The sequence below is a fragment of the Streptomyces capparidis genome, from assembly GCF_054782095.1.
This window is the reverse complement of record NZ_BAAGTD010000048.1, coordinates 37,982-61,707: the sequence shown is the minus strand read 5'-3', so window position 1 is coordinate 61,707 and position 23,726 is coordinate 37,982. Positions and strand designations below refer to the sequence as shown.

The following is a 23,726-nucleotide window of genomic DNA, read 5'->3' as shown; positions in this document are numbered from 1 at the left end:
TGCCCGGCCTCAGCGCTCGCCGGGCACGGCCGCGCCGGACACCTCGGGGCGCCTGCCGGTGGCGGCCACCTTCGGCTCCAGCGTGAGCCTGATCCGCTGCGTGGCGGCGTCCGACAGCTTGCCCTGCGCTTCGGCGTCCACCACCCAGAACCGGACCTTCGCCCCGCCGCCCTTCTCCTTGGTGATGGCCACCTCGACCTCCACCTCGATCGGCCCCAGCTCGAAGCGCAGCGCCCGCCCCGCCCCCGCGGCGACCGCCGTCTCCAACTCGTTCCGCAACTCCTCGATCACCTTGGACAGTTCGATCACGGCGCTCCTCCCCGGTTCGCTGTTCCGCGACTGTAGCCCCGAACGCGCCCGGCGTCGGGCGAGTCGGAACAACAGGAGGAGTCCCGCGGCCGGAACGCCCCGCGGCGCGAGCGGGAGGCGGGTGCGGGCGGGCGCGTCGGGGCCGCCTCACCCGCCCCGGACGGCACCGCCGTCGCTCCGGTCCCGACGCGCGGCGCAGGAGCGAAGGGACTGGCCCGACTTGAGCGGCCGCCGATCGTAACCCTGCAACGTTTCAGCCGCGTGACGGTGGGGAAAAGGCCATACCACTGGGAGCGCTCCCACCCCGGAACCACCAACCCCCCACACGCTCCGGACAAGGAGTCGCAGTGAAGACGCCTCAACTCGCGCGCACAGACGCGCGCGGCTGGACCCTCCGCGCGCTGCTGGCGGTCCTGGCCGCCGCGATGCTCATGGTGACACCCTGGTCCACCCCGACCGCCGATGCCCACGGCTCGACAGCCGACCCCGTCTCCCGCAACTACGGATGCTGGCAGCGCTGGGGCAGCGACTTCCAGAACCCGGCCATGGCGCAGCAGGACCCCATGTGCTGGCAGGCGTGGCAGCACAACACCAACGCCATGTGGAACTGGAACGGCCTGTACCGGGAGGGCACCGGCGGCAACTTCCAGGCGTTCATCCCCGACAACCAACTGTGCAGCGCCGGGCGCACCGGGGACGGCCGCTACAACTCCATGGACACGCCGGGCGCGTGGAAGACCGACAAGATCACCAACAACTTCACCGTCGACGTGCTGGACCAGGCGTACCACGGCGCCGACTACCTGCGGGTCTACGTGACCAAGCAGGGCTACAACGCCCAGACGGACGCCCTGGACTGGGGTGACCTGGACCTGCTGACCACCACCGGCAAGTACGCGCCGGCCAACCACTACACCGTCAACGTGACCGCTCCCGGCCGCACCGGTCACCACGTCGTGTACACGATCTGGAAGGCGTCGCACGCGGACCAGATCTACTTCTTCTGTAGCGACGTGACCTTCTGAGCCACAGGACCCCGGAACCACCGAGCCACCGACTCCGCCCGGACGCCCGCGCGTCCGGGCGGAGTCGCTTTCGCGCGCCGGCACACCGGCCCGCCGCGACACCGGCGGGCCGGGCCGCGCGGCGGCGTTCCGGCGTCGGGCGGCGCCGGCTCCGCGCCGGGCGGTCACAGCGCCGTGTGCGCCAGCCAGTGCCTCATGAGGGCGTCGTCACCGGTGATCACGATCGCGGGGTCGTCCGCCGTCAGGCGCCGGGTGAACAGCAGCAGGAGATCCCGCACCGCCCCGGTCACCACCACGTCCGCCGCCGCGGCCGTCCCCGCTCCCACCTCGCCCCGAGGGGCGTGCGGGTGATCAGCCACCCGCGCTCCGACCGCTCCGTGGGGCTGAGTCGCAGCGTCTCGCCGTTGCCGCGCAGCTCGGCCAGGGCGGGCTTGAGCGTCTCCGCGCCCGGCGCGCACAGCAGTTCCAGCGCCTCGCTGATCGCGCCCGCGGCCAGGTCCGGGGCGACCCGGAACGCGGTGGCGGCGGTGAACCCCGCGTCGGCGTGGTGCACGCAGGTGTCGTGCAGCATCCGGCGGAGCCAGAACGCCGCGGGCCGCGGCCCGAGGTAGGTCCACACGGCGGCCCCCGGGTCGGCGCCGAGGACCGCGGCGATCAGCTCCTCGGCGCCGTCGGACAGCCACCCGGCCCACTCCCGCGGGTCGCCGGGGTCGGCCTCGCGCGGATCCGGCACGCCGCCGAACTCACCGGTCCTGGCGATCCCCGCCGCCCATCGGTGCGCCTGGCCGATGTGCCCGACGAGATCCCGCACCCGCCACTGCGGGCAGGTGGGGACGGGCCTGCCCGGGTCCACGCCGCCGATCGCGGCGGCGAAGGCGGCGGTGTGCTTCCGCAGGCCCTCGGCGAGCCGCTCGATGTCCGGGTTCTCCATGGTCGTTGCTCCCCTCGCTGGTGGGTCCATACGGTAGGAAGCGCACCCAGGTGGAGGTTCCAGTCATCGTGACCGAGGTCACAGGAGATGGGGCGGCGCTCACCATCGGCGAGCTGGCCCGACTGAGCGGCGTGCCCGTGCGCACCGTCCGCTTCTACTGCGACGAGGGCATCCTCCAGGCGCGGCGCAGCGCGGGCGGGCACCGCAGGTTCGACCCCGCGGCGGTGGACCGCCTCCTCCTGGTCCGGCGGCTGCGCAGGCTCGGGGTCGGTCTGCCCGCGCTCGGGGACGTCCTCGCCGGGCGGCTCTCCGTCGGCGAGGCCGTGGCCGCCGAACGCGCCGCGCTGGACGCCGAGTGGGAGGCGCTCGCCTGGCGCCGCGCGGCGCTGCGCGCGGTCGAGGAGGCAGGCCCGGCCGAGCGGGCCGCCCGCCTGGAACTGCTCGCCGCGGTGGACGGCGGGCGCGCCGCCGGTGACGCCCTGGCGGCGTTCTGGCGCGGCCTGTTCACCACGCCGCTGCCACCGGAGACGTTCGGCATGTTCCTCGACGTCAGCGTCCCCGGCCTGCCCGCCGACCCGACCCCGGCGCAGGTGGTCGCCTACGCCGAGCTGGCGGCCCTGGTCGCGGACCGGTCGCTGGGGCGGAAGCTGCTGGCGCGCGCTGGGGCCGACCGGGAGGCGGTCTCCGACCCGGTGGCGCTGCTGACCGGGATCGGCGAGGCGTGCGAGATGGCCGGGGCCCCGGTGCGCGCGCGGCAGCGGCCCGCGCCGGGGCCCGCGCTGGACCGGTTCGTCGAGGCCCACGCGGCGGTGCGGAACGGCCGGGACACCCCCGCGTTCCGGCGCCGGTTGCTGACGGCGTTCGCGCACGGGTCGTGGACGCCCGCCGCGGTGGACCCCGATCCGCGCATCCGCCGCTACTGGAGCCTGGTGGGCGAGGTGACGGGTGACGAGGCGACCATCGGCGCCCGCCACGACTGGCTGCTCGGCGCACTGGAGCGCTCCGTCGCTTCCGGTGCGTGACGGCTGCCCCCGGGGTGCGCCGGAGCGGGGACGGGCCGACGGCGAGCGGCGGCCCTGATCGGTTTTCCCCCAGGCCCGCGCTCGGGCACGCTTGGGCCATGCGTTCCCAGCCGACTCCCGCCCCGGAGCACCCCTGGCTCGGTGCCCCGATCGACGCCCGCTCCTTCTTCGCCCCCGAGCAGGCCGCGCTGGTGGCCACGCTGCGCGGCCTGACGGCCGACGACTGGCGCAGGGAGGCGGTGCCGGGCTGGACCGTGCGCGACCTGGCCGCCCACATCCTGGGCGACTTCTACGGGCGCCTCGCCGGGGGCCGCGACGGGCACCGCGAGGGGCTCGCCCTCGCGCCGGGGGAGACGTTGGAGCGGTTCATCCACCGCGTCAACCACGAGTGGGTCGCCGCGTGGTCCCGGGTGAGCCCGGCCGCGCTCCTGGACACCGTGGAGCTGATCGGCGGGCAGGTCGTCCGGTTCTTCGAGACCGCCGACCCCGGCGCCGCTTCGCTGGGGGTGTCCTGGGCCGGCGCCGACCCGTCGCCGATGTGGCTGGACAGCGCCCGTGAGCTCACCGAGTACTGGACGCACCGCCAGCAGATCCGGCACGCCACCGGCCAGGGCACCGACCCCGATCCGCGTGTCCTGTCGGTGGTGCTGGACACCTTCATGCGGGCGCTGCCCCACACCCTGCGCGGCACCGGCGCCCCCGTCGGCACGCAGATCCAGGTGGACGTCGAGGGTCCCGCCGGGGGAGTGTGGACGGTCACCGCCACCCGGGACCGCTGGTCCCTGGCCGAGCCCGCCGCCGGCCGCCCCGCCGCCCGCGTCGGGCTGGACGCGGAGACCGCCTGGCGGCTGTGCACCCGGGGCATCGAACCGGCCACCGCCCTCGCCCGCGCCCGGGTCAGCGGCGACCGCGACCTGGCCGAGGCCGCCTGCGCCATCGTGTCCGTCGTCCACTGACGGCGCACCAGGAGACCTGCGGGACCAGCCGGTTGTGCGGCGGCGGGGCACGGGCGACGTCGACCCGCTCGCCGGGGGTGAGCCGGCCACCCCGGTCGGCGCGCTCCCGGACGCGGGCCCGGAGCCGACCGCCCTCGACGGACCCGCCCCCGCCGCCCGCGCCGAACTCGTCGCCCGCCCGCGGCGCCGCCGATCCCGCTGCCGGCCGCCCGGCGCCCGCCGGGTGCCCCCGCCGCCCCGTCCCGGGCGAGGACCGCCACCTCGTCCGGGGCGACGCCCTCTGGACCGGGCGCGCATCGACGTGTCATGTTCAGGGCCATAAGGGAGTCAGCGGGGGCGAGGCTCGGCGTGGTGGTGACGGAGTTCGACTCGGAGACCGTGGTCGGGGCGGAGCGCTTCGGCGCCCACCGGCACCCCGCCGACAGGTCGCGCCCGCCCCACGGGCGGAGCGGCACGCACCGGGGCGGCTTGCGCGCGCGGCCACGCCCGCCCTCCCCGGGGGAGGCGCGGATCACCGGGCCGGCCCGGCCCCACCCGGAGGTCGTGACCGCCGCACGGCCGCGCCTCCTGCCGCCGCCCGCCCCCGCCGCCCGGACACCGGGGGCGGCATGACGGACCAGGCCCGCAGACGCGCGCTGTGGCTGCGCGTCCACGCCTTCATCGACCAGCACCTGGGCGACCCCGCCCTGGGCCCCGAGGCGATCGCCGCCGCCCACGGCATCTCCACCCGCCACCTGCACCGGCTGTTCGCCGAGCACGACCGCACCGTGGCCGCCTGGATCCGCCACCGCCGGCTGGAGTGCTGCCGCGACGACCTCGCCGACCCCCAACTGGCCGCCCGCCCCATCCAGTCCATCGCCGCCCAGTGGGGTTTCACCGGCCCCGCCCAGTTCAGTCGCGCCTTCCGCGCCGCGTACGGCGTCTCGCCCAGGGAGCATCGGCACGCCGCCCGGACGGTGGAGGTCCAGGGCGGGGGACCCGGTGCCGACGCGCGACCCGGCGGCCGCGGCGGTGCTGAGCGGAAGGGACCTGTGGACGGGGCCGGCGGCCGTCGGCCCGGGGCGCCGGGGTCCCCGTAGGCGGGGGCCGTGGGTCGCCGCCTACGGGGAGGGTGTCCCGGGCGTGCCGGGTCAGCTCGCGCTACAGGAGACCGTCGGCCAGGTCCAGGAGCCGTTGCTCTGGATGGTGAGGCCCCAGTTGTTGCCGCTGCCGTTGGGCCTGGCGGTCAGCACCTGCGGGCTGGGATGGCTGACGCCGGCGTTCCAGGTGGCGATGACCTTCTGCGGGGAGGGGATGTTCATCGTCACGGTCCAGTTGCCGGAGCCGGTGACCGAGACGTTGAGGTTGTACCGGTCGCTCCACTTCTGGCCCGCGGACAGGGTCGCCGTGCAGCCGCTGCCCCCGCCTCCGCCTCCGCTGCCGTCGGGGGCCACGGCCCGGCCGGTCTGCGGGGAGATCATGCCGGCGCACAGGCCGCGGGCGGCCAGCCCCTGCGCGATGCGCGGGATGGCGGCGAGCGTGTTGGCGGACCAGTCGTGCATCAGGATGATCTGGCCGTTGGTCAGCCGGGACGCGGCCTGCACGATCGCGTCGGTGCTCGCGCCGTTCCAGTCCTGCGAGTCCACGTCCCACATGATCTCGGTCAGGCCGTACTTGGCCGCGACCGCCCGGACCGTCGCGTTGCTCTCGCCGTACGGCGGGCGGAACAGCTTCGGCGTGCCCCCGCCCGCGTTGGCGATGGCCTGCTGGGTCCGGGAGATCTCCGAGTCGATCTGCGCCTGGCCCAACTGGGTCAGGTGCGGGTGGGTGTAGCTGTGGTTCGCGACCCACATGCCCGCGTCCACCTGGGCCCGGACCTGGGACGGGTTGGCGGCGGCGTTCTGGCCCTGGTTGAACATCGTGGCCCGCAGCCCGTTCTGCTTCAGCGCGTTGAGCAGGCCCGGCGTGCTGGCCGACGGGCCGTCGTCGAAGGTGAGCCCGACGTACCCGTTGCAGGCGGCGGCCTGTGACGGGGCGGCGTTCACGACGAGGGTGCTCGCCACGACGGCCGCGGCGACGGCCAGCCTCGTGACCAGGGAGCGTAGCGACGAACGCGGTTTGGTACGCATACGGGATGGTCCTCCTCGTGCTTGCGGCGTGACCGCGGGCAGGCCGGCGTCACGGTGGGGGGAGCAGGCAGACGGGGCATGTCCGGTCGTCGTGCGCCCAGCGACCGGAGGACCAGGTCTCACGGTGGCGACCTGGATCGACAGCGGTTGAGGTCTGTCAACGGCGAACAGTGTTGGACCGCCCTGATGCACTGTCAACGCTTTCGGCAATCCTTTCGAAATATTCGCTTGATCAAGATCCTTGTCGGCAAGGAGTTCTCCCTGGAAGATCCCGTCACCGACTTCCCGGCACGGGAGTGAGGAAGGAGGATCCCCGGAATCGAGAGCAAGGCGCGAGCCGGAAGGCTCGAAACATTCGAAGCCTCTTGCCAGGGGCGGGAGAAGCAAGGCGGCACGGCACCGCGGCCGACCCCCGCTGCCATCTCCCGCCGGCCGCGGCGGGACCACCGCGCGGCGGCTCGTCCAGTGCGACTCGCGTGTCCCCGGGCGTGCCGGTCGGCCGCCGCTCGACCTGTTCGACCCGGCGACCGACCGCACCGCGACGACCTGCGCGAAACCCTCGGACCCGGCCTCCGTCGCCTGCGCGCCGGCCGGACGTCCGCTGGACTGCATACACGTTCGCATGTCATGTTCGGGGCCGTAGGAGTCAGCGGGGGCGAGGCTCGGCATGCTGGTGGAGGAGTTCGGCTCGGAGACCGTGGCCGCGCCGGAGCGGTTCGACAGGTGGGAGGCGTTCCGCTCGGCGTCGACCATCAAGGTCGAGTTGAGCAGCGACGACAGGGACGACTTCTGCGGGCGGCTGCGCCTGCTGTCCCTGGGGGACGTGAAGATCACCGGGCTGGCCAATCCGCACCTGAAGGTCGTGCGCGGCTCGCGGCTGATCCGTCAGGCCGACCCCGAGGTCTACCACGTGCACGTCCTGCTGTCCGGCAGCGGACGCCACGAGCAGGGCGGACGGTGCTCGCAGTTCCGCGCGGGGCAGCTCATCGTCGTCGACAGCAGCCACCCCTCGGTCGGCGAGCTGCACACCACCGCCGGTGACTGGTCGTCCATCATCGCCGAGTTGCCCCACGCCCTGCTGCCCCTGCCCGACAAGGCGGTGCGGCGCCTGCTCGGCGTCGCCTTCCCGGCGGACGACGGCATGGCCAGGATGCTCCGCGGCTGGCTGACCGACCTGCACTCCCGCGCCCACGAGCTCGCCCCGACCGCGGCCCCCACCCTGGCCTCGGTCACCGCAGACCTGGTGACCACGACCCTCGCCCGCCGACTGGACGCCGAGGACGGCGTCTCCGCGGAGGCGGCCAGGCGCACCCTGTGGCTGCGCGTCCACACCTTCGTCGACCAGCACCTGGGCGACCCCGGTCTCACCCCCGAGGCCATCGCCACCGCCCACGGCATCTCCACCCGCCACCTGCACCGGCTGTTCGCCGAGCACGACCGCACCGTGGCCGCCTGGATCCACCACCGCCGCCTGGAGCGGTGCCGCCACGACCTCGCCGACCCCCAACTGGCCGCCCGCCCCATCCACGCCATCGCCGCCCACTGGGGCTTCACCGCCCCCGCCCACTTCAGCCGCGCCTTCCGCGCCGCCTACGGCGTCTCCCCCCGGGAGCACCGGAACGCCGCCCAGGCCGGCGACGCGGGCGACCGGATGGGCGGCGACCCGCGGGGCCGGGTCGGAGCGGCCCGCTGAGCGGGAGCGGGCGCGCCGCCCCGCCCGGTGCGCCGGCCGCGCGGTGGGGGACGGGCGGGCCTCAGCCCTCGTCCAGCACCGCCCGGATCACGTGCCGGGCGTTGCGCGCCATCGCCGGGTTGGTGCTCCGGTAGTACGGCAGGGCGATCAGCGCCTGCGACAGCGTCCGCGCCCGGCCGCGCCGCCACGTCGCGTCGTCCACGCCGAGCGCCTTGCGGAACACCTCCCGCGCCTCGGCCGGCAGCAGGTTCCACGCCGGGAACAGGTCGCAGGCCGGATCGCCCACCCCCGCGCACCCGAAGTCGATCACCGCGGCCAGCCTGCCGCCGTCCACCAGCAGGTTGCCCGGCATCAGATCGGCGTGCAGCCACACCCCGGGCCCCTCCCAGGCGGGGGCCCGCAGCCCGTCCTGCCACACGGCGGCCACGGCGTCCCAGTCGACGCCCTCCTGCGGGATCCCGCGCAGCTCCTCGATCGCCGCCCGGGTCGAGGCGTCCAGCTCGGCGAGCGGCCCGCCGCGGTGGGCCTTCGGCGCCCCCGGCAGGGTGACGCCGCGCATCGCCGCGACGAAGGCGGCCAGGTCCTCGGCCAGCGGAACGGGCTCCCCCAGCGCCCCCGCCTCGGGGTTCTCCCCCGTCAGCCACCGGTACACCGACCACGGCCACGGATACCCCTCGGCGGGCTCCCCGGCCCCCAGCACCTCCGGGACCGCCGCGGGCAGCAGCGGCGCGAGACGGGGCAGCCACCGCTGCTCCCGCGCGACGTCCCCCGCCCCGCCCGCCACCAGCGGCAGCCGTACCACCATCTCGTCGCCCAGCCGGTACATGGCGTTGACCGTGCCGCCGGACGGGACCCGTTCCACCGCCAGCCCCGCCCACCGCGGGAACTGCCCGCGCACCAGCCGCCGCACGAGGTCCACGTCCACGGGGTGCTGACCGGGATGCATCTGCGCTGCGCTCATGGGGTGCCATCCGACCCGCGGAGCCCGGCGCGCGTCAAACGCTTTCCCGACCCGGACGGCCCGCGGGCACCGCGGACCCCACCGCCCGCTCCGGCGGAGGAAGACGGCACCCTCCCTGGGGGACGGTGCGTACGTACGATCCCCGGATATGACCTCCCCTTCGATTGAGGACCTGACCGACGCGGTGTGCGCGGCGGTGAGCCGGCTGGCGCTGCGTGAGGACATCGCGGACACCGAGGCACCCGACCGCGTGCTGTACGCGCTCGCCGGCGCCCTGGGCGCGCTTCAGGCACCGGTCCAGGCACTGTCCCGGCGGGCCGCCGACCGGCAGCAGACCGAGCGGGAGCAGGAGCTCCGCTCCGGGCTGACGGCCCTGCGGCAGGCCGCCCAGGCACTCGAACGCGCCGCGAGCTCCGGCCGCCCGTGACCGGTGCGCGGGCACCCGGACCGCGGAGCGGGCGACCAGTGCGCACCGGATGCCCGGCCGGGCTCAGGCGGTGCCGCCGAGCCGGTCGCGCTGCATCCGGTAGGCGAGGGCGCGGCGCGCGGAGGCCGACGCGCCGGCGGCGTCGGCCTCCGCGGCGGCGTGCCGGGAGAGGACGTCGAGGCCGCGGCTGATCGCGTCGTACGCCTCCCGGTGGCTGCCGGGGAGCTCCGCCCGGCGCGCCCTCAGGTCCTCCTCGACCAGGCGGCGCAGCTCGTCGACGTTCTGGGGGGTGAAGCGCTTCCTGCCCCGGGCGATCGCGTTGAGGTACCGGGTGCAGCAGGCGGTGTCGTCGAGGGCCTCGGAGATCTCCTCGGCCAGGCCCCACAGCCGCCCCTCGAGCCACGGGGTGTCGTGCTGGTCGAGGGAGAGCGCCGTGGGCGGCACGGAGGCGCCCCTCCGGTCCTTGCCCACCTGCTTGGAGACGGCGGGCTGGCTCATGTCGGCGAGCCGGGCGATCCTCTCCTGGGTCCAGCCGAGGTCGGCGAACAGCCTGATCAGCTCGGCGCGGATCCGCCGCATCTCCTCGCCCGCCCGGATGACCTCGTTCATGCCGGCGAGTATCCGCCCGGCCTGCTCCTCGGTCAGCGCCCCGTTGTCGTCGTCCCCGCTCTCTGCGCCTGCCACGACACGGTTATACACCCGGCCGCACCGACCGGCCATAACCAAGTTGTAAAACCTGGTTATGGCTGTCAGGATCCCCGCATGCCCACCTTCTCCGCCCCCGACGGCACCCGACTCGCCTACCGCGTCCACGGAGACGGCGACCCGCTCGTCTGCCTCCCGGGAGGCCCCGCGGACTCCGCCTACCTCGGCGACCTCGGCGGCCTGTCCGCGCACCGCCGGCTGATCGTCCTGGACCTCCGCGGCACCGGCCGCTCCGCGATCCCCGACGACACCTCCACCTACCGTTGCGACCGCCTGACCGGCGACGTCGAGGCGCTGCGCGAGCACCTCGGGCTGCCCCGGATGGACGTGCTCGCCCACTCCGCCGGCGCGAACATCGCGGCGCAGTACGCCGCCCGGTTCCCGCGGCGCCTCCGCAGGCTCGCCCTGATCGGCCCCGGCACCGCGGCCGTCGGTGTGCCGATCACCGGGGAGACGCGGCGCGAGCTCGCGCGACTGCGGAAGGACGAGCCGTGGTTCCCCGCGGCGTTCGCCGCACTGGAGGCGATCACCGCGGGCACCGGCAGCGACTGGGAGGCCATCGCCCCCTTCCTCCGGGGCAGGTGGGACGCCGCGGCGCGCAGGCACCACGCGGCAGGACGGCCGGACAACCCGGAGGCCGTCGCGCTCTTCTCGGCCGAGGGCGCCTTCACCCCCCGGGCCACCCGCGCGGCGCTCGCCTCCTGCCTGGCCCCCGTCCTGCTGCTCACCGGGGAGTTCGACCTGAACAGCCCACCGCGGTCGACGGCCGAGTTCGCGGCGCTGTTCCCCCGCGCCACGCTCGTCGTGCAGCCGGCGTCGGGCCACTACCCCTGGCTCGACGACGCCGGCCGCTTCGTGACGGCCACCGCGGCCTTCCTGGCGTGACGGCCCCGCAGGCTCAGCCGCGTTCGCCCAGGAACTCCAGGTAGTGCGGGTTGTGCATCACACCGAGGACGTTGCCGAACGGGTCGAGCACGGCTCCGGCGCGGAAGTCGCCGTAGTCCCGCAGCGGCTCGTGCTCCCTGGCGCCGAGCCCCAGCAGTCGGGCCAGCGTCGCGTCGACGTCGTCCACGTGCCAGTACGCGACCACGCCGGCCGGGGCGGAGGGGGTGCGCGAGATGCCGAACTCCTGGAGGTGGTCGCCGATCCGGAACTCGATGTACTCGGCGCGTTCGAAGTACGGCTCAACGCCGAGGACTTCGGTGTACCAGGCGCGGGCGGCGGCCAGGTCGTCGGCGTGGTAGCGGATGGTGGCGAGGCCACGGAGTGTCGTCGTCATGGGAAACAGCGTGCACCGCATTGCGGCCAGTTCCTGTCCTCTTGGCTTCCGGCTCCGGCCCCGCCTGCGGCCGGCGTCGTCCGGGAAGCCGCGCCCACGCCCTGGATGAGCTCCGCGAGCTTGGACTGAGCCGGCGGCGATCCGCCCCGGGAGCCGCTCCGGCGGTGTCCCGCGCACAGCCGTCCGGGCCCTGCGCGAACGCCTCGTCCATGGCGCGGCGGAAGGCCCGCCGGAATCAGGGCTCGGTGTGGACGGCGCGGTCGAGCTCCGGGCCGGTGACCGTGATCCGTCACACCGACGTCCATGATCCTCATTGTTCCCGCGCGGATTGGCCCGCCCACCGAGTTCGGCGCGGCCGCTCACCGGGGCATGGACAGAGGGCGGCGCCGGGCGGCCACCGGGGCGCGCGGTCGCCGCCGCTCGCCCCGCCCCGAACCGGCGCACCGACCCGAGGAGGAGATGCGCATGCCGGCCCGTGCCCATGTCGTCGTGCTGGGAGGCAGCCTCGCCGGGCTGCTGGCCGCCGCCGTGCTCGCCGACCACGCCGACGTCACCGTCGTCGAGCAGGACGAGCTGCCCGAGGGACCCCACCCGCGCCGGGGCGTGCCGCAGGCGCGCCACTCCCACCTGCTGTGGTCCGCCGGGGCCCGCGCCATCGAGGCCCTGCTCCCGGGCGCCACCCACCGGTGGCTCCAGGCCGGGGCCCGCCGCGTCGGCGTCCCCGACGGTCTGGTGGCGCTCTCCCCGCAGGGCTGGTTCCGCCGCCAGAGCGAGATGCAGCACATGATCCTGGCCGGCCGCGACCTGATGGACTGGCCGATCCGCACCGCCGTCCTCGCCCGGCCCGGCATCACCGTGCGCCACGCCCGCGCCGAAGCCCTGGACGGCACCGCGCGCCGGATCACCGGCGTGCGCGTGAGCGACCCGCGCGGCCGCACCGAAGCGCTGAAGGCCGACCTGGTCGTGGACGCCACCGGCCGCGGCTCCCGGACACGACGGTGGCTCACCGAACTCGGCCTGCCCACAGTCCGCACCGAAACCGTTGACTCCGGCCTCGTCTACGCCACCCGGATCTTCCGCGCCCCGCCCGGCACCGACAACATGCCCATGGTCAACGTCCAGGCCGACCCCCACCTGCCCCGGCCCGCGCGCACCGCCATCCTCGTGCCCATCGAGGACCACCGCTGGATGGTCACCGTCTCCGGCACCCACGGCGGCCAACCCACCGCCGACCCCGACAACTTCCTCCCCTTCGCCCGCAGCGCCCGCCACCCGATCGTCGCCGACCTCCTGGCCGGCGCCGAACCCCTCACGCCCGTCCACCTCACCCGCGGCACCGCCAACCGCCGCCACCACTACGAACGCCTGCCCCACTGGCCGGCCGGACTCCTCGTCACCGGCGACGCCCTGGCCACCTACAACCCCGTCTACGGCCACGGCATGGTCGTCGCCGCGCACAGCGCCGCCGCCCTCAAGGCCCACCTCACCCGGCACGGCCTCCACCCCGGCCACGCCCGCGCCCTCCAGCGCGCCCTCGCCCGCACCGTCGAACAGCCCTGGGCCATGGCCACCGCCCAGGACATGCTCTACCCCGGCGCCACCGGCAAGCGCCCCACCCCCGCCGACCGCCTGCTCCAGCGCTACCTCGACCGGCTCACCCTCACCGCCACCAGCCGACCCGCCGCCACCCGCGCCCTGCTCGACCTCTACACCCTCTCCACCGGCTTCCGCCGCCTGATCGCCCCCCACGTCATCGCCGCCGCCCTGCGCGGCCCCCTCGCACCGCCCCCGCCCGACCCCCCGCTCACCGCCGAGGAGCGACGCTTCCACCACCCCGGGCACCGGGGTTGACGCCCGCGGCGGCGGACGGACGCGAGCGCCCGGGCGGGACGCCCGCTCAGGCGCGTCCGCGCCGGCGGCGCAGGTGGCGGCGCAGACGTCCGGTGCCCGCGCGGGCCGGACGCCGCGCCCCGTCCCGCCGGACGGACGCCAGGTGGCCGGTCCAGCGTGGATCGTCGGGGGAGAGGGCCGGCGCCTTGCGGTCCGCCTGGGCGCGGACCTCGTGGTGGGAGTCGTGCGCGGTGATCCGCATCGCCTCCTCGTAGGAGGCCAGTGCCCCGGCGATGGCCGATCCGGCGAGGCCGCGGCGCCGGATGACGCCCTTCAGCCAGGTGAGGAACGCCATCACCGCACCGAGGCAGGCGAGTCCGATCAGATACGGGACGACCTCACTCATACGGGCGTCCCTCCGTGTCCCGCCTCCCCGGCGGGCGGACGGGCACCGCCCGGCGCGTCCGGGGCCATGTCCAACGGTGTTGCGACCATGCCGGGACAACGCACGCTGCGCGCACCGTCGTTCCCGCGGGCGGCGCCGCGTTCCCGCGGGGCCGTCGCCGCCGCGGCGCAGGGGCGGATCGCCGGTCCGACCGCGGTTGCCGCGGCGCCGCGCCGTCATCCTCCGGTCGTACCGCCGCGTCGGCACCCGGGCGGAGCCGGGTCAGCCCGCGGGGCGATCCGCGGCCGCCCCTCCGGCTGCGATCTTGATGACCGCAAGCACCGAACGGGCCGGTGACGAGCCCGCCGACACCGAGGACCGCGCATGCCGCCGCTCGTGCACGTCGAGGAACCCGCGACCGCCCGCCCCGGACGGCTCCGTGCCGCATGGCGGGCGGCGCACGAGCCCGCCGCCGCGGTGCCCCGACGGGTGCGGCTCCTCGCCTACGCCGTGCCGTTCACCGTCCTGCCGTCCGGCGTCTGGCGGCTCCCGGCCGCGTTCGACGATGGGCGAGGGCTCGGCGAGCGGGCCTACGTCGTCTTCCTGTCGGTCCTGTCCGAAGCCCTCGCGTTCACCGCGATCGGCCTGATCGCCCGGTGGGGCGAGGTGTTCCCGCGCTGGGTCCCGCTCCTGCGCGGCCGCCGCGTCCCGACGAGGGCGGCGGTGGTGCCGGCCGCCGTCGGGGCCGCGACGCTCACCCTCGCCTTCACCTTCCTGTTCGTCGTCTGCGAGATCCGGGGCACGACGATCCGGGGCGACGACCTGCCGGCCGACCACCCGAGCCGGTCCGGCGGCTGGGAGGCCGCCTGGTTCTACGCCTGCTACCTGCCGCTGACCCTGTGGGGCCCGCTGCTGGCCGTGCTGACCTTCGCCTACTGGAGGCGCCGCCGCGCCGCGGGGAGTCCGCCCGCGGCGGCGTGAACCGCGGGGCGGGGTGCGGCGCCCCCGCCCCGGGCCGTGCTACCCGCCGGAGCGGTGTCCCGGCCGTTCCGCCGCGCCGCCGGTGGACCCGCCACCCGCGTAGGTGATGTTCGGCTGCGGGGGCGGGGCCATGCCCGCGCCGAGGAAGTAGTCGAGGTGGTGGGACTGCATGTACCCCTTGAAGGTCATGGCGTTCCGGTAGGCCGGGTTGTGGGCCAGGGTGTACAGCCGGGTGTCGGTCGGCTGGTTCGTGGTGAAGATGATCAGTTCGCTGTGGGAGGCGTTGGTGTACACGGCCTCCTCGCGCCAGTCGCCGAGGATGTCGCCGACGAGGGTGGGCCCGCCCTGGGCGGCGGTCACCGCGCCGTGGTTCCAGGTGCTGACCAGCCGCGGCAGGCTGCCGCTCGGCCTGGGGTTCGCCGGGTCCCACTGCTCGATCTTGCCGTCGTTGAGCAGTTCCACGGTGAGGTCGCCGTCCCACCACAGGCCCAGTTGCGGCCAGGGGCGCAGTGAGGTGTCGGGTTCGGTGAGCCGGTTGGTGGGCGCGTTGTACAGGCCGGAGAAGGACCACACCTCCATGCCGGGGAAGCGCGGGTCGACGTCGCCGGCCATGCCGCGTCCGACGTCGGAGGGACCGCCGTTGTGCCGCCAGAGGACGGAGCCGTCCTTGGCGTCGTAGTAGTACTCGAGCAGGCCGCTGGGGTTGTTCTGCTGGACCGCGTAGCCCTCCAGGCCCGGGCGGGCGGGGTCCAGGTCGGCGATGTGGAAGCGGTCGCCGTGGACGACGCCCCTCGGCCCCATCGAGTAGCGCAGGGTGCCGTCGCCGTTGAGGACGAACCCGATCTCGGCGACCTCGTCCGTCCCGTCGCCGTTGACGTCGACGGCGCGGGTGTTGTGCCCGTCGGGCGCGTCCTGGCCGCCGCGCAGCCACGTCCACTGCCGGTCCAGCGAGTCGCCGTCGAACCTCCAGGCGGCCATCATCAGGTTGAAGCCGCCGTCGTCGCGCCGGTTCTTCATGTAGGCGACCAGGCTGGGCGTGGTGCCGTTGAGGTACGCCACCCCCAGCCGCGCGCCCATCGGGCCGTCGGCCAGGTAGGTGGTCGGTACGGCGGACCAGTTGCGCAGCGCCCCGGTGCGGCCGTCGAGGACGGCCATGAACTGCCGCGAGTCGTCGCTGTGCGTCCAGGTCGTGCCGTCGCCGAACCTGACGCCGTCGGCGATCCGCACGGCGACCTCCGCGCGGCCGTCGCCGTCGAAGTCGTAGACGGTGACGCCGTCCCAGTGGCCCAGGTCGATCGCCGACGAGCCCGGTTCGATGTTGTCCTGGTCGGTGCTGTTCGGCCCCATGTCGACCTGCCACAGGAACCTTCCGGTGCCGCTGTAGGCCTCCAGCTTCTGGGGGGAGGTCTGCCGGTCCAGCACGTAGTCGTACTCGCCGTCCCCGTCGAGATCACCCACCCAGACGAACTTCACCGGACCGCCGGCCCGCAGCGGCACCCGGACCACGGGCTCCCGGGCGTGGCCGGCGGTCAAGGTGAACGCTCCGCTGGGCGCCTGCTCGACGCCGCCGACCACCGGCACCACCCGGTAGCTGTTGCTCCGCGTCAGGTCGGCCGTGCGGTCGACGAAGTTGGTTCCTCCGGTCAGGACCGCGGAGTTCAGCTTGACGTAACCGCCGCCGCCGGTGGACCGGTGGACGTCGAACCCGATGCCCCGGGGATCGAGCCCCAGCAGCCGCCAGGACACCAGCACCTCGGCGCTGCCGGAGCGCACGGCCACCACTCCGCGGCCGAGGTTCTCCATCACGCGCGCGGCCTGCACCGTCGTCCGGTCGTCCGACGGGGGGACGGCCGGCTCACCGGCCGAGGCCCGGCTCGCGGGAGCGACGCCCGCGACGGCCGCCATGCCCATGGCCGCGACCACCGAGGTGACGGCGGCCACCCGTCGCGGGGTTCGCCGTCGTGGCTTTCCGTGCACGAGGACCTCCTTGGCTGGTGATGAGCACACGGCGGGCACGGGCGCGCGAACCGGCCCTCCACGCGCGAGGGCCCACCCCGCCGGCCTCGGCGCCCGAAAGTTAAAACGTTTACACGCAGGAGAGGGAAGCACCGGTCTGAGGGCGCGTCAAGGCAGCCGGCGCGACCCGGTGCCCGCACCGCCAGGTCCGATCACCGTCGCACGCTCCGACGCAGCTCACTTCCGCACCGGCCGATCGTGCGCGGACGCGGTGCCGACGGTTTGACGCGCCGTACCGCTTCCGTCATCGTCGGGTTGCAACGGTTGCTCGGCGTCCGGACTCGGGGAGGTTCGATGGCTCGACGGGCCGCGCCCGGCAACGAACAGCCCCGGCCCACGACCATCCGCGACGTGGCCGAACACGCCGGTGTGTCGGTCGCCACCGTCTCGCGCATCCTGTCCGGCAGCTACCCCAGCGCTCCCGCCACCCGGAGCAAGGTCATGCGCGCCGTACGGGAGTTGGACTACGTGGCCAACGCCCACGCCCGGGGACTGGCGGGCGTACAGCCCAGGAGCGTGGCCATCGTGGTCAACTCCGTCGTCTCCCCGCACTACGCGCATGTCGCGCAGGGGGTGCAGGACCAGGCCGCGCGGGAGGGCAGGCTCTGCATCGTCGGCACCACCGGCGGCGACCCCGAACGGGAGCTGGCCACGATCCGGCTCATGCGCGAGCAGCACGCCGAGGCCGTCGTCCTCGTCGGGAACATCGTCGCCGACGAGGCCTACCGCGAGCGCATGACCCACCACGCCCGCGCGCTCGCCCAGGCCGGTTCGCAACTCGTGCTGTGCGGCCGGCCCCCGCTGGGGGACGGCGTACCGGCCATCGCGGTCGAGTACGACAACACCGCCGGCGCCCACGCCATCACCAGCCACCTGCTGTCGGCGGGCCACCGGCGCATCCTCTTCCTGGGGCGGCGGGCCGGGTACACCACGCCGGACAGCCGGGTCGCGGGCTACCGGGCCGCGCTGGCCGCGCACCACGTCCCCCACGACCCCGGTCTGGAGGCCGACGGCACCATGGAGCGGCACGAGGGCCACCGCATGATGCGGGAACGGCTCGACCGGGGACCGCGCGACTTCACCGCCGTCTTCGCCGGGAACGACCAGATCGCCGCCGGCGCCCGCCAGGCGCTGCGCGAGCACGGGCTGCGCGTCCCCGACGACGTCTCGCTGGTCGGGTTCGACGACCTTCCCCCGGCCGCCGACATCGACCTCACCACCGTGCACGTCCCGCACGAGGAGCTGGGCCGCACCGCCGTGCGGCTGGCCCTGAGCCTGGGGACCTCCGGCGCCGCCCGCCACGTCACCCTGGGCACGCACATCGTCGTCCGCGACTCGGTCCGCCCCGCTCGGTAGAGGCGCCCGCCGGACGACCGCACGGGCCGCGCGCTCGCCCGGCGGCCGCGAGATCCCCGCCGCGCGCCGCCCCGCACCTGACGCCCGGTCGGCGACGGGACGCCCCATCAGGGGCTCTTCTCAAGGGCATTGCCGCCCGGGCCCCGCGGGGCTGTGCGTGTTTTCCTCACCATCCGCCGAATTCGGCAGTAGGATGCGCATCATCGTGCAGCCGTGCGGGCCTTGCAGGTTTCCGACGGCCCGGGTGACGGCTTCGGCCAGAGCGCCGGAGGCTTCTCGCAGGAGCCGCCGCGCCTCGTCGGTGAGCGTCACCTGGATGCCGCGCCGGTCGCACCGCGCGGTGCTGCGGGTGATCAGTCCGGCGTGCTGGAGGCAGGCGACTTGATAGGTGAGCCGGGTCTTGGGACGGCCAAGGCGTTCGGCGATCTGTGTCATGCGCAGACCGGTGACGGGGCCGTCGGCCAGGAGGCACAGCACGAGGAACTCGTCGTGGGAGACGCCGAGCGCCTCCTTCACGCGGGAACGCAACTGCTGCTCGACCGCGCCGACCGCGGACAGCAGCAGCATCCAGGTGCGCAGTTCGGGAGGCAGCAGGGCGGACTCGCCTGTCGTGTCACGTCCGGGCAGGTCGGCGGGAACGGGGGAGTCGGCCATGCTGTCCCAGTGTACCGGTTGTTCAAATTTGGAGTATAGGCTAGCCTGCGGTCATCCATCTGGATGATCACTGTTTGTCGTGCTCCCATTTCCGGCCCCTTTTACTCCGCATCTCCTCAGGAGGTCCCATGGCCATGACCGTTGAAACCGGCACCTGGCAGCTCGACTCCGCCCGTTCCACCGTCGGCTTCCGGCAGAAGGCGATGTGGGGCCTGGTCCCCGTGAAGGGCACCTTCACCAGCGTCAAGGGCGGGGGTGAGGTCGCGGCCGACGGCTCCGCCAGCGGCTCGCTCACCCTGGACGCCACCTCCCTGGACACCAAGAACCCCAAGCGCGACAAGCACCTGCGGTCCGCCGACTTCTTCGACACGGACCAGCACTCCGAGATCACCTTCGTGCTGCGCAGCGCGACGCACCGGGACGACAGCACGGTCGAGGTCGCCGGTCAGCTCACCGTGCGCGGCGTCAGCCGCCCGCAGACCTTCACCGCGCACCTCACCGAGGTGAGCGCCGACGCGGTCACGCTCACGGCGGAGTTCACCGTGGACCGGGACCAGTTCGGCATGGGCTGGAACAAGATGGGGATGATCAGCGGCTCGACCACCGTCACCGCGTCCCTCCAATTCGTTCGCGCGACCTCCTGAGCGGGCCCCGCACGGGGCACTTCCGGCCGCGTGGCACGCCGGCTGCCGGGCCGGCGTGCCACGTCGGCGCGGGCGGCGAAGGCGACGAGCGCAGACCCGCCGCCCCCGCGCCGCGGGCCCCTCGGTGTCACGCCCCGGCGGGGCGGGGCGTGCCCTCCCGGCGGGGCAGGGCGGCGATCACCTCGGCCACGCGGTCGAGTTCGTCCTCGGTGTTGTAGTAGTGCGGCGAGAGCCGCACCAAGGGGTGCACGCCGCGGTCCTCGGCGTCGAACTGCGTGTGCTCCGGGGAGGTCGTGCTGACGTTGACGCCGTGCCGGGCCAGCGCGGCGGCCACCTCGGCCGCGGGCACGCCTTCCACCTTCGCCGTGACGATGGCGCAGCGGCGCTCGCCCTGGTCGTGCACGGTGACGCCGGGCAGCCCGGCCAGCCGGGACCGCAGGGCGGCGCCGAGCGCCAGCGCCCGGTCGCCGATGGCGGCCAGGCCCAGGTCCAGCGCCTGCCGCACCGCGCAGCCCAGGCCGAGCACGGCGGCGTGGTTCCGCTCCCAGGTCTCGAACCGGCGGGCGCCCTCGTGCCAGGTGAACCCGCGGCCGCCGTCCCAGGTGGCGGCCGCGATCTCGATGACGAACGGGTCCAGGCGCTCCAGCATCTCGGGCCGCACCCACAGGAAGCCGATCCCGCGCGGCCCGCGCAGGAACTTGCGGCCGGTGGCGGTGAGCATGTCGCAGCCGATCCGGCGGACGTCGACCGGGAACTGGCCCACCGACTGGGTGGCGTCCAGCAGGAACGGCACCCCTGCGGCCCGGGTGACCCGGCCGATCTCGGCGACCGGATTGACCAGGCCGCCGCCGGTGGGGACATGGGTGACGCCCACCAGCCTGGTGCGTTCGTCGATGAGCTCGGCCAGCGCGGCGGTGTCCAGTTGCCCGCTCGCGTCGTTGGGGACGACGACGATCTCCGCACCGGTGCGCCGCGCGGCCTGGAAGTAGGCGAGCACGTTGCTGCCGTACTCGGCGCGGCCGGTCAGGATGCGGTCGCCGGGCCGGAAGGACAGGGAGTGGAAGGCGGCGTTCCAGGCGTGCGTGGAGTTGTCGAACAGGGCGATCTCCGCGGGCCTGCCGCCGACGAGCTCGGCGACGTCGGCGTAGGCGCGGTCGATGCGGTCGCGTTCGCGATCGGCCGCCTCGTAGCCGCCGATCTCCGCCTCCAGCTCCAGATGCGCGGTCATGGCGCGCAGCGTGTGACGGGACAGCAGGCCCGCGCCCGCGTTGTTCATGTGCACCCGGTGTGCGACCCCCGGGGTGTCCCGGCGCAGTGCTTCGATGTCCATGGCTCCACGCTGCCCGAAGCCCCTGCGCCGGTAAAGTGAACGTTTCCGCTCACCAACGTTCGAAAAAAGCGATGAGTCCGGGGGCCCCGGTGTACAACCTGCGTCGGTTGCAGATCCTGCGGGAGCTGAAGCACCGCGGCACGCTCGCGGCCGTCGCGGCGGCCCTGTCCTACAGCCCGTCCACCGTCTCCCAGCAACTGTCCCTGCTGGAGAAGGAGGTGGGCGCGCCGCTGCTCGCGCCGCACGGCCGCCGGGTGCGGCTGACGCCGCAGGCCGAGATCCTGGTGTCCCACACCGAGGCGGTGCTGCGCCGACTGGACCGGGCGGCGGCCGACATCGCCGCGTCCCTGGCCGAGGTGACCGGCACGCTGCGGGTGGCCGGATTCCAGACGGCCGCGCTGGCGCTGCTGCCCCGGGCGCTGGCCCGGCTGCGGGAGACCCACCCGGGGGTGCGGGTGACGTTCACCCAGGCCGAGCCGGACACCGCGCTGCCCGCCCTCCTCGCCCGGGACTGCGACCTCGTCATCGACGAGGTGTTCCCCGGCCGCCCGCGGGTCCGCGCCGCCGAGGTCGAGCACCGGCTGCTGTGGCGCGACCCGATGCGGCTGGCCACCACCGGCCCGGCGGACCTCGCGGCCCTGGCCGGGCAGCCGTGGGCGATGGAGCCGGTGGGCACGCCCGCCCGGGAGTGGACGACGGCGGTGTGCCGGGAGGCCGGATTCGAGCCCGACGTCGCGTTCGAGACCGCCGACATGCTGGTGCACGCCGAGCTGGTGGCGGCCGGGCACGCGGCGGCGTTCCTGCCGGACCTGCTCTGGTACGACCGGAGGCCGCCGGTCGCGCTGCGCCACCTGGCGGCCGACCACCACCGGGAGGTCCTGGTCACCGTCCGCTCCGGGACGGCCGGCCACCCCCTCACCCGGGCCCTGCTGGCCGCGCTCTCCGCCGCGGTGGACGACGCCGGCACCGCCGTCCACCGCCACCTCGCCGCACCGCACGCCCGCGCGGGCCGCCCCGGCGGCGGCCGGCCGTAGGCGGGGGCGGCCCGGCCGCCGGTCTCACCGGCCTCACCTGCCACGATGTTCACATGAGCGATCACAGCAGAGACGAGCTCCTGGCCGAGGCCGTCCGGCTCCGCGAGCAGGGGGAGCCGGAGGAGGCCCGCCGGCGGCTGCTCGACCTGGCCGCGGAACACCCCGAGGACGCGGAAGTGGCCTACCAGACCGCGTGGGTCCATGACGTACTGGGCCTGGAGGCCGAAGCCGTCCCCTTCTACGAGCGCGGCCTGCGCGGCCCCGGACTGTCGGCGGAGGACCGGCGCGGGGCCCTCCTGGGCCTGGGCAGCACCTACCGCGTCCTCGGCCGGTACGACGAGGCGGTGGACACCCTCCGGCGGGCCGTGGCGGAGTTCCCCGACGACGGCGCCCTGCGGACCTTCCTCGCCATGGCCCTGTACAACACCGACCGGCACCACGAGGCCATGCGCACGGTGCTGACCCTGCTCGCCACCACCAGCGAGGACCCCCATGTGCGGCGGTACCGCCGGGCCATCGAGCACTACGCCCAGGACCTCGACGCCACCGACTGAGGCCCGGCGACCGCTCGGACCGGACGGGAGGCGGCGGCGTCCCGCCGCGGGCGCGACGCCGCGCCCGCCCGCGCGGTCGGGCGGGCCACGCCTCCGGCCGGGAACGCGTCCGGTGGACACGTACCGCGCGCGGGGACGCGGGTGGTGCCGCCGGGCCCCGGCCGGCATCGCCGCGGCGAACATGCCCGTACCGGCGCCGACCCCAAGGCTGTTCGACCGCTTCGCACACCAGATCCCGACTCCGTAACACGCGCCCTGAGCGCCGCGGCGCTCCTCGTAGCCTTGCGGTCCCGCCGGGCGAGCACGAGGGCCCGGCCCTATCGGAGGAAACGCGTTGCACAGACGTTCGTTAACTGCTGCCGCCGCGGTCGCCGCGGCCGTCACCGTGAGCCTTCTGCCGTACCAGGCCGAAGCGGCCGGCTCGGTGCACCTGTACAAGATCTACTACGACAGCCCGGGCTCGGACACGGGCGCCAACTCCTCGCTGACCGCCGAGTACGCGCAGGTCAGGAACACCACCAGCGGCAACGTGTCCCTGACGGGATGGACGCTGCGCGACGCGGCCGGCCACACGTACACCTTCGGGACGTACACCCTGGGCGCGGGCAAGACGGTGACGGTGCGGACCGGGAAGGGCACGAACACCTCCGCCAACCGGTACTGGGGCCGCACGTGGTACGTGTGGAACAACACCAGTGACACGGCCACACTGAAGAAGTCCACCGGGACGACGGTGGACACCTGCGCCTACAACAGCTCGCGGGCCGACTACCGGATGTGCTGACGCCGCGGGCCGCGTCCCCGCCGCCCCGCGGCGAGCGGGACGCGGCCCACTCGCCGCGGGGCGGGGCGGCCAAAAGTGAGTACGGGCACTCATGACACCCGCCGCCCTGGGCGGTGAGACTGCGCCCATGCCCATCAGACGATCGACCGCAGCAGCCGCCCTCGTCGCGATCGCGTTGACCGCGTGCGGAACCCAGCAGGGCGGGCAGGCGGCGCCGTCGGCGAGCCCGTCCCCCTCCTACCCTCCCCGGCCGAAGTGCGCGCAGGCCGCCGAGGTGCCCACGCAGCCGCCCTCCTCTCCGGCCGCGAGCGCGGACGGCGATCGCCAGGAGGAGAACGAGAACGTCGCCCCCAACTACGCCGACAACCACGCCTACCGCATGCAGGCGTCCATGTCCGCGAACCAGCGTCTGCAAGGGGAGGCGTCGGCGAAGCTCATCCGCGAGGAGCTCGAGAAGGTCCGGAAGGAAGGGGACCTGAGCGAGGAGCGGATCGCGGCGGCGCTGAAGCGGCTCGGCTGCGGGGAGGAACACGGCGTCCACATCGGGTACGGGTTCTACAGCGTGCACACGGGCGACGCGTGCGTGTCCGGGTATGTGTCGAAGGACGAGCTCACCAGCGAGGTGCACGGCGCCTACGTCGAGCCCCAGCCCGGGACGGGCCCCTGCGTCGAGAACCGGGGAGGCCACTGACCGGCCCCGCGGGGGTACGGCCGCGGTCGCCCGGCGGCCCGCCCGGCCCCG

At 74.7% G+C, this 23,726-nt stretch carries 25 protein-coding genes; 15 read left to right on the top strand and 10 right to left on the bottom strand.

Annotated elements, in window-relative coordinates; genetic code table 11:
* Positions 1–9 precede the first annotated feature (9 nt).
* Positions 10–309: a trypco2 family protein gene (locus ACYVO2_RS29945; protein ID WP_461011176.1), complete on the bottom strand. Its 300-nt coding sequence runs from the start codon at positions 307–309 to the stop codon at positions 10–12.
* Positions 310–656: 347 nt separating this feature from the next.
* Between ACYVO2_RS29945 and ACYVO2_RS29940 the strand changes: the two genes are divergently transcribed.
* Positions 657–1,334: a lytic polysaccharide monooxygenase auxiliary activity family 9 protein gene (locus tag ACYVO2_RS29940; RefSeq protein WP_461011175.1), complete on the top strand. Its 678-nt coding sequence runs from the start codon at positions 657–659 to the stop codon at positions 1,332–1,334.
* Between the two features lie 286 nt (positions 1,335–1,620).
* Here the strand turns inward: ACYVO2_RS29940 and ACYVO2_RS29935 are convergent, their stop codons facing one another.
* Positions 1,621–2,265 carry a maleylpyruvate isomerase family mycothiol-dependent enzyme gene (locus ACYVO2_RS29935; protein ID WP_461011174.1) on the bottom strand — a complete coding sequence of 215 codons (645 nt, stop codon included), beginning with the start codon at positions 2,263–2,265 and terminating at the stop codon, positions 1,621–1,623.
* Positions 2,266–2,333: 68 nt separating this feature from the next.
* On the opposite strand from ACYVO2_RS29935, the gene ACYVO2_RS29930 reads away from it, so the two are divergent.
* The 3 genes from ACYVO2_RS29930 to ACYVO2_RS29920 all read left to right on the top strand — a co-directional run bounded on the left by ACYVO2_RS29930 (position 2,334) and on the right by ACYVO2_RS29920 (position 5,322).
* Entirely contained in the window at positions 2,334–3,287 is a 954-nt protein-coding gene (locus ACYVO2_RS29930) for a MerR family transcriptional regulator (protein ID WP_461011173.1), read from the top strand.
* 98 nt (positions 3,288–3,385) lie between these two features.
* Positions 3,386–4,243, top strand: coding sequence for a maleylpyruvate isomerase family mycothiol-dependent enzyme (locus ACYVO2_RS29925; protein ID WP_461011172.1), 858 nt, complete (start codon positions 3,386–3,388; stop codon positions 4,241–4,243).
* Between the two features lie 608 nt (positions 4,244–4,851).
* Complete coding sequence (locus tag ACYVO2_RS29920; protein WP_461011171.1) at positions 4,852–5,322, top strand: helix-turn-helix domain-containing protein; 471 nt, start codon at positions 4,852–4,854, stop codon at positions 5,320–5,322.
* 51 nt (positions 5,323–5,373) lie between these two features.
* On the opposite strand, the gene ACYVO2_RS29915 is transcribed toward ACYVO2_RS29920, so the two are convergent.
* On the bottom strand, positions 5,374–6,351 hold the full coding sequence (locus tag ACYVO2_RS29915; RefSeq protein ID WP_461011170.1) for a polysaccharide deacetylase family protein: 978 nt from the start codon (positions 6,349–6,351) through the stop codon (positions 5,374–5,376).
* 667 nt (positions 6,352–7,018) lie between these two features.
* Between ACYVO2_RS29915 and ACYVO2_RS29910 the strand changes: the two genes are divergently transcribed.
* A complete protein-coding gene (locus tag ACYVO2_RS29910) occupies positions 7,019–8,044 on the top strand; it encodes an AraC-like ligand-binding domain-containing protein (protein ID WP_461011169.1) in 1,026 nt (341 codons plus the stop codon).
* A 61-nt stretch (positions 8,045–8,105) separates the two neighbouring features.
* Here ACYVO2_RS29910 and ACYVO2_RS29905 read toward each other — a convergent pair whose 3' ends face one another.
* Positions 8,106–9,005, bottom strand: a complete 900-nt coding sequence (locus ACYVO2_RS29905) for an aminoglycoside phosphotransferase family protein (RefSeq protein ID WP_461011168.1) — start codon at positions 9,003–9,005, stop codon at positions 8,106–8,108.
* 148 nt (positions 9,006–9,153) lie between these two features.
* On the opposite strand from ACYVO2_RS29905, the gene ACYVO2_RS29900 reads away from it, so the two are divergent.
* A complete protein-coding gene (locus ACYVO2_RS29900) occupies positions 9,154–9,432 on the top strand; it encodes a hypothetical protein (RefSeq protein ID WP_461011167.1) in 279 nt (92 codons plus the stop codon).
* A 63-nt stretch (positions 9,433–9,495) separates the two neighbouring features.
* On the opposite strand, the gene ACYVO2_RS29895 is transcribed toward ACYVO2_RS29900, so the two are convergent.
* Positions 9,496–10,116 (bottom strand): sigma-70 family RNA polymerase sigma factor, encoded by a 621-nt coding sequence (locus tag ACYVO2_RS29895; protein WP_461011166.1) that lies wholly within the window; start codon positions 10,114–10,116, stop codon positions 9,496–9,498.
* Between the two features lie 78 nt (positions 10,117–10,194).
* On the opposite strand from ACYVO2_RS29895, the gene ACYVO2_RS29890 reads away from it, so the two are divergent.
* Positions 10,195–11,022 carry an alpha/beta fold hydrolase gene (locus tag ACYVO2_RS29890; protein WP_461011165.1) on the top strand — a complete coding sequence of 276 codons (828 nt, stop codon included), beginning with the start codon at positions 10,195–10,197 and terminating at the stop codon, positions 11,020–11,022.
* A gap of 13 nt (positions 11,023–11,035) precedes the next feature.
* Here ACYVO2_RS29890 and ACYVO2_RS29885 read toward each other — a convergent pair whose 3' ends face one another.
* The gene (locus ACYVO2_RS29885) at positions 11,036–11,416 is read right to left on the bottom strand and encodes a VOC family protein (RefSeq protein WP_461011164.1); all 381 of its coding nucleotides are present in this window, start codon (positions 11,414–11,416) and stop codon (positions 11,036–11,038) included.
* 465 nt (positions 11,417–11,881) lie between these two features.
* On the opposite strand from ACYVO2_RS29885, the gene ACYVO2_RS29880 reads away from it, so the two are divergent.
* Positions 11,882–13,267, top strand: coding sequence for an NAD(P)/FAD-dependent oxidoreductase (locus ACYVO2_RS29880; RefSeq protein WP_461011163.1), 1,386 nt, complete (start codon positions 11,882–11,884; stop codon positions 13,265–13,267).
* A gap of 46 nt (positions 13,268–13,313) precedes the next feature.
* On the opposite strand, the gene ACYVO2_RS29875 is transcribed toward ACYVO2_RS29880, so the two are convergent.
* Entirely contained in the window at positions 13,314–13,652 is a 339-nt protein-coding gene (locus ACYVO2_RS29875; protein WP_461011162.1) for a hypothetical protein, read from the bottom strand.
* A gap of 363 nt (positions 13,653–14,015) precedes the next feature.
* Here ACYVO2_RS29875 and ACYVO2_RS29870 point away from each other — a divergent pair, with 363 nt between their 5' ends.
* Complete coding sequence (locus tag ACYVO2_RS29870; protein WP_461011161.1) at positions 14,016–14,612, top strand: hypothetical protein; 597 nt, start codon at positions 14,016–14,018, stop codon at positions 14,610–14,612.
* A 39-nt stretch (positions 14,613–14,651) separates the two neighbouring features.
* Here ACYVO2_RS29870 and ACYVO2_RS29865 read toward each other — a convergent pair whose 3' ends face one another.
* Positions 14,652–16,589, bottom strand: coding sequence for a rhamnogalacturonan lyase family protein (locus ACYVO2_RS29865; RefSeq protein ID WP_461011160.1), 1,938 nt, complete (start codon positions 16,587–16,589; stop codon positions 14,652–14,654).
* A 333-nt stretch (positions 16,590–16,922) separates the two neighbouring features.
* On the opposite strand from ACYVO2_RS29865, the gene ACYVO2_RS29860 reads away from it, so the two are divergent.
* Positions 16,923–17,984, top strand: a complete 1,062-nt coding sequence (locus ACYVO2_RS29860) for a LacI family DNA-binding transcriptional regulator (RefSeq protein WP_461011159.1) — start codon at positions 16,923–16,925, stop codon at positions 17,982–17,984.
* Between the two features lie 120 nt (positions 17,985–18,104).
* On the opposite strand, the gene ACYVO2_RS29855 is transcribed toward ACYVO2_RS29860, so the two are convergent.
* Positions 18,105–18,638, bottom strand: coding sequence for a MarR family winged helix-turn-helix transcriptional regulator (locus ACYVO2_RS29855; RefSeq protein ID WP_461011158.1), 534 nt, complete (start codon positions 18,636–18,638; stop codon positions 18,105–18,107).
* A 128-nt stretch (positions 18,639–18,766) separates the two neighbouring features.
* Here ACYVO2_RS29855 and ACYVO2_RS29850 point away from each other — a divergent pair, with 128 nt between their 5' ends.
* On the top strand, positions 18,767–19,282 hold the full coding sequence (locus tag ACYVO2_RS29850) for a YceI family protein (protein ID WP_461011157.1): 516 nt from the start codon (positions 18,767–18,769) through the stop codon (positions 19,280–19,282).
* Positions 19,283–19,409: 127 nt separating this feature from the next.
* Here the strand turns inward: ACYVO2_RS29850 and ACYVO2_RS29845 are convergent, their stop codons facing one another.
* Complete coding sequence (locus ACYVO2_RS29845) at positions 19,410–20,612, bottom strand: aminotransferase class V-fold PLP-dependent enzyme (protein WP_461011156.1); 1,203 nt, start codon at positions 20,610–20,612, stop codon at positions 19,410–19,412.
* Between the two features lie 89 nt (positions 20,613–20,701).
* On the opposite strand from ACYVO2_RS29845, the gene ACYVO2_RS29840 reads away from it, so the two are divergent.
* From ACYVO2_RS29840 to ACYVO2_RS29825, 4 genes are all read left to right on the top strand, one after another.
* Positions 20,702–21,646, top strand: coding sequence for a LysR family transcriptional regulator (locus ACYVO2_RS29840; protein ID WP_461011155.1), 945 nt, complete (start codon positions 20,702–20,704; stop codon positions 21,644–21,646).
* 53 nt (positions 21,647–21,699) lie between these two features.
* On the top strand, positions 21,700–22,200 hold the full coding sequence (locus tag ACYVO2_RS29835; protein WP_461011154.1) for a tetratricopeptide repeat protein: 501 nt from the start codon (positions 21,700–21,702) through the stop codon (positions 22,198–22,200).
* A 385-nt stretch (positions 22,201–22,585) separates the two neighbouring features.
* Positions 22,586–22,984: a lamin tail domain-containing protein gene (locus tag ACYVO2_RS29830; RefSeq protein ID WP_461011153.1), complete on the top strand. Its 399-nt coding sequence runs from the start codon at positions 22,586–22,588 to the stop codon at positions 22,982–22,984.
* A 127-nt stretch (positions 22,985–23,111) separates the two neighbouring features.
* Complete coding sequence (locus ACYVO2_RS29825; RefSeq protein WP_461011152.1) at positions 23,112–23,675, top strand: hypothetical protein; 564 nt, start codon at positions 23,112–23,114, stop codon at positions 23,673–23,675.
* The last annotated feature ends 51 nt before the right edge of the window (positions 23,676–23,726 follow it).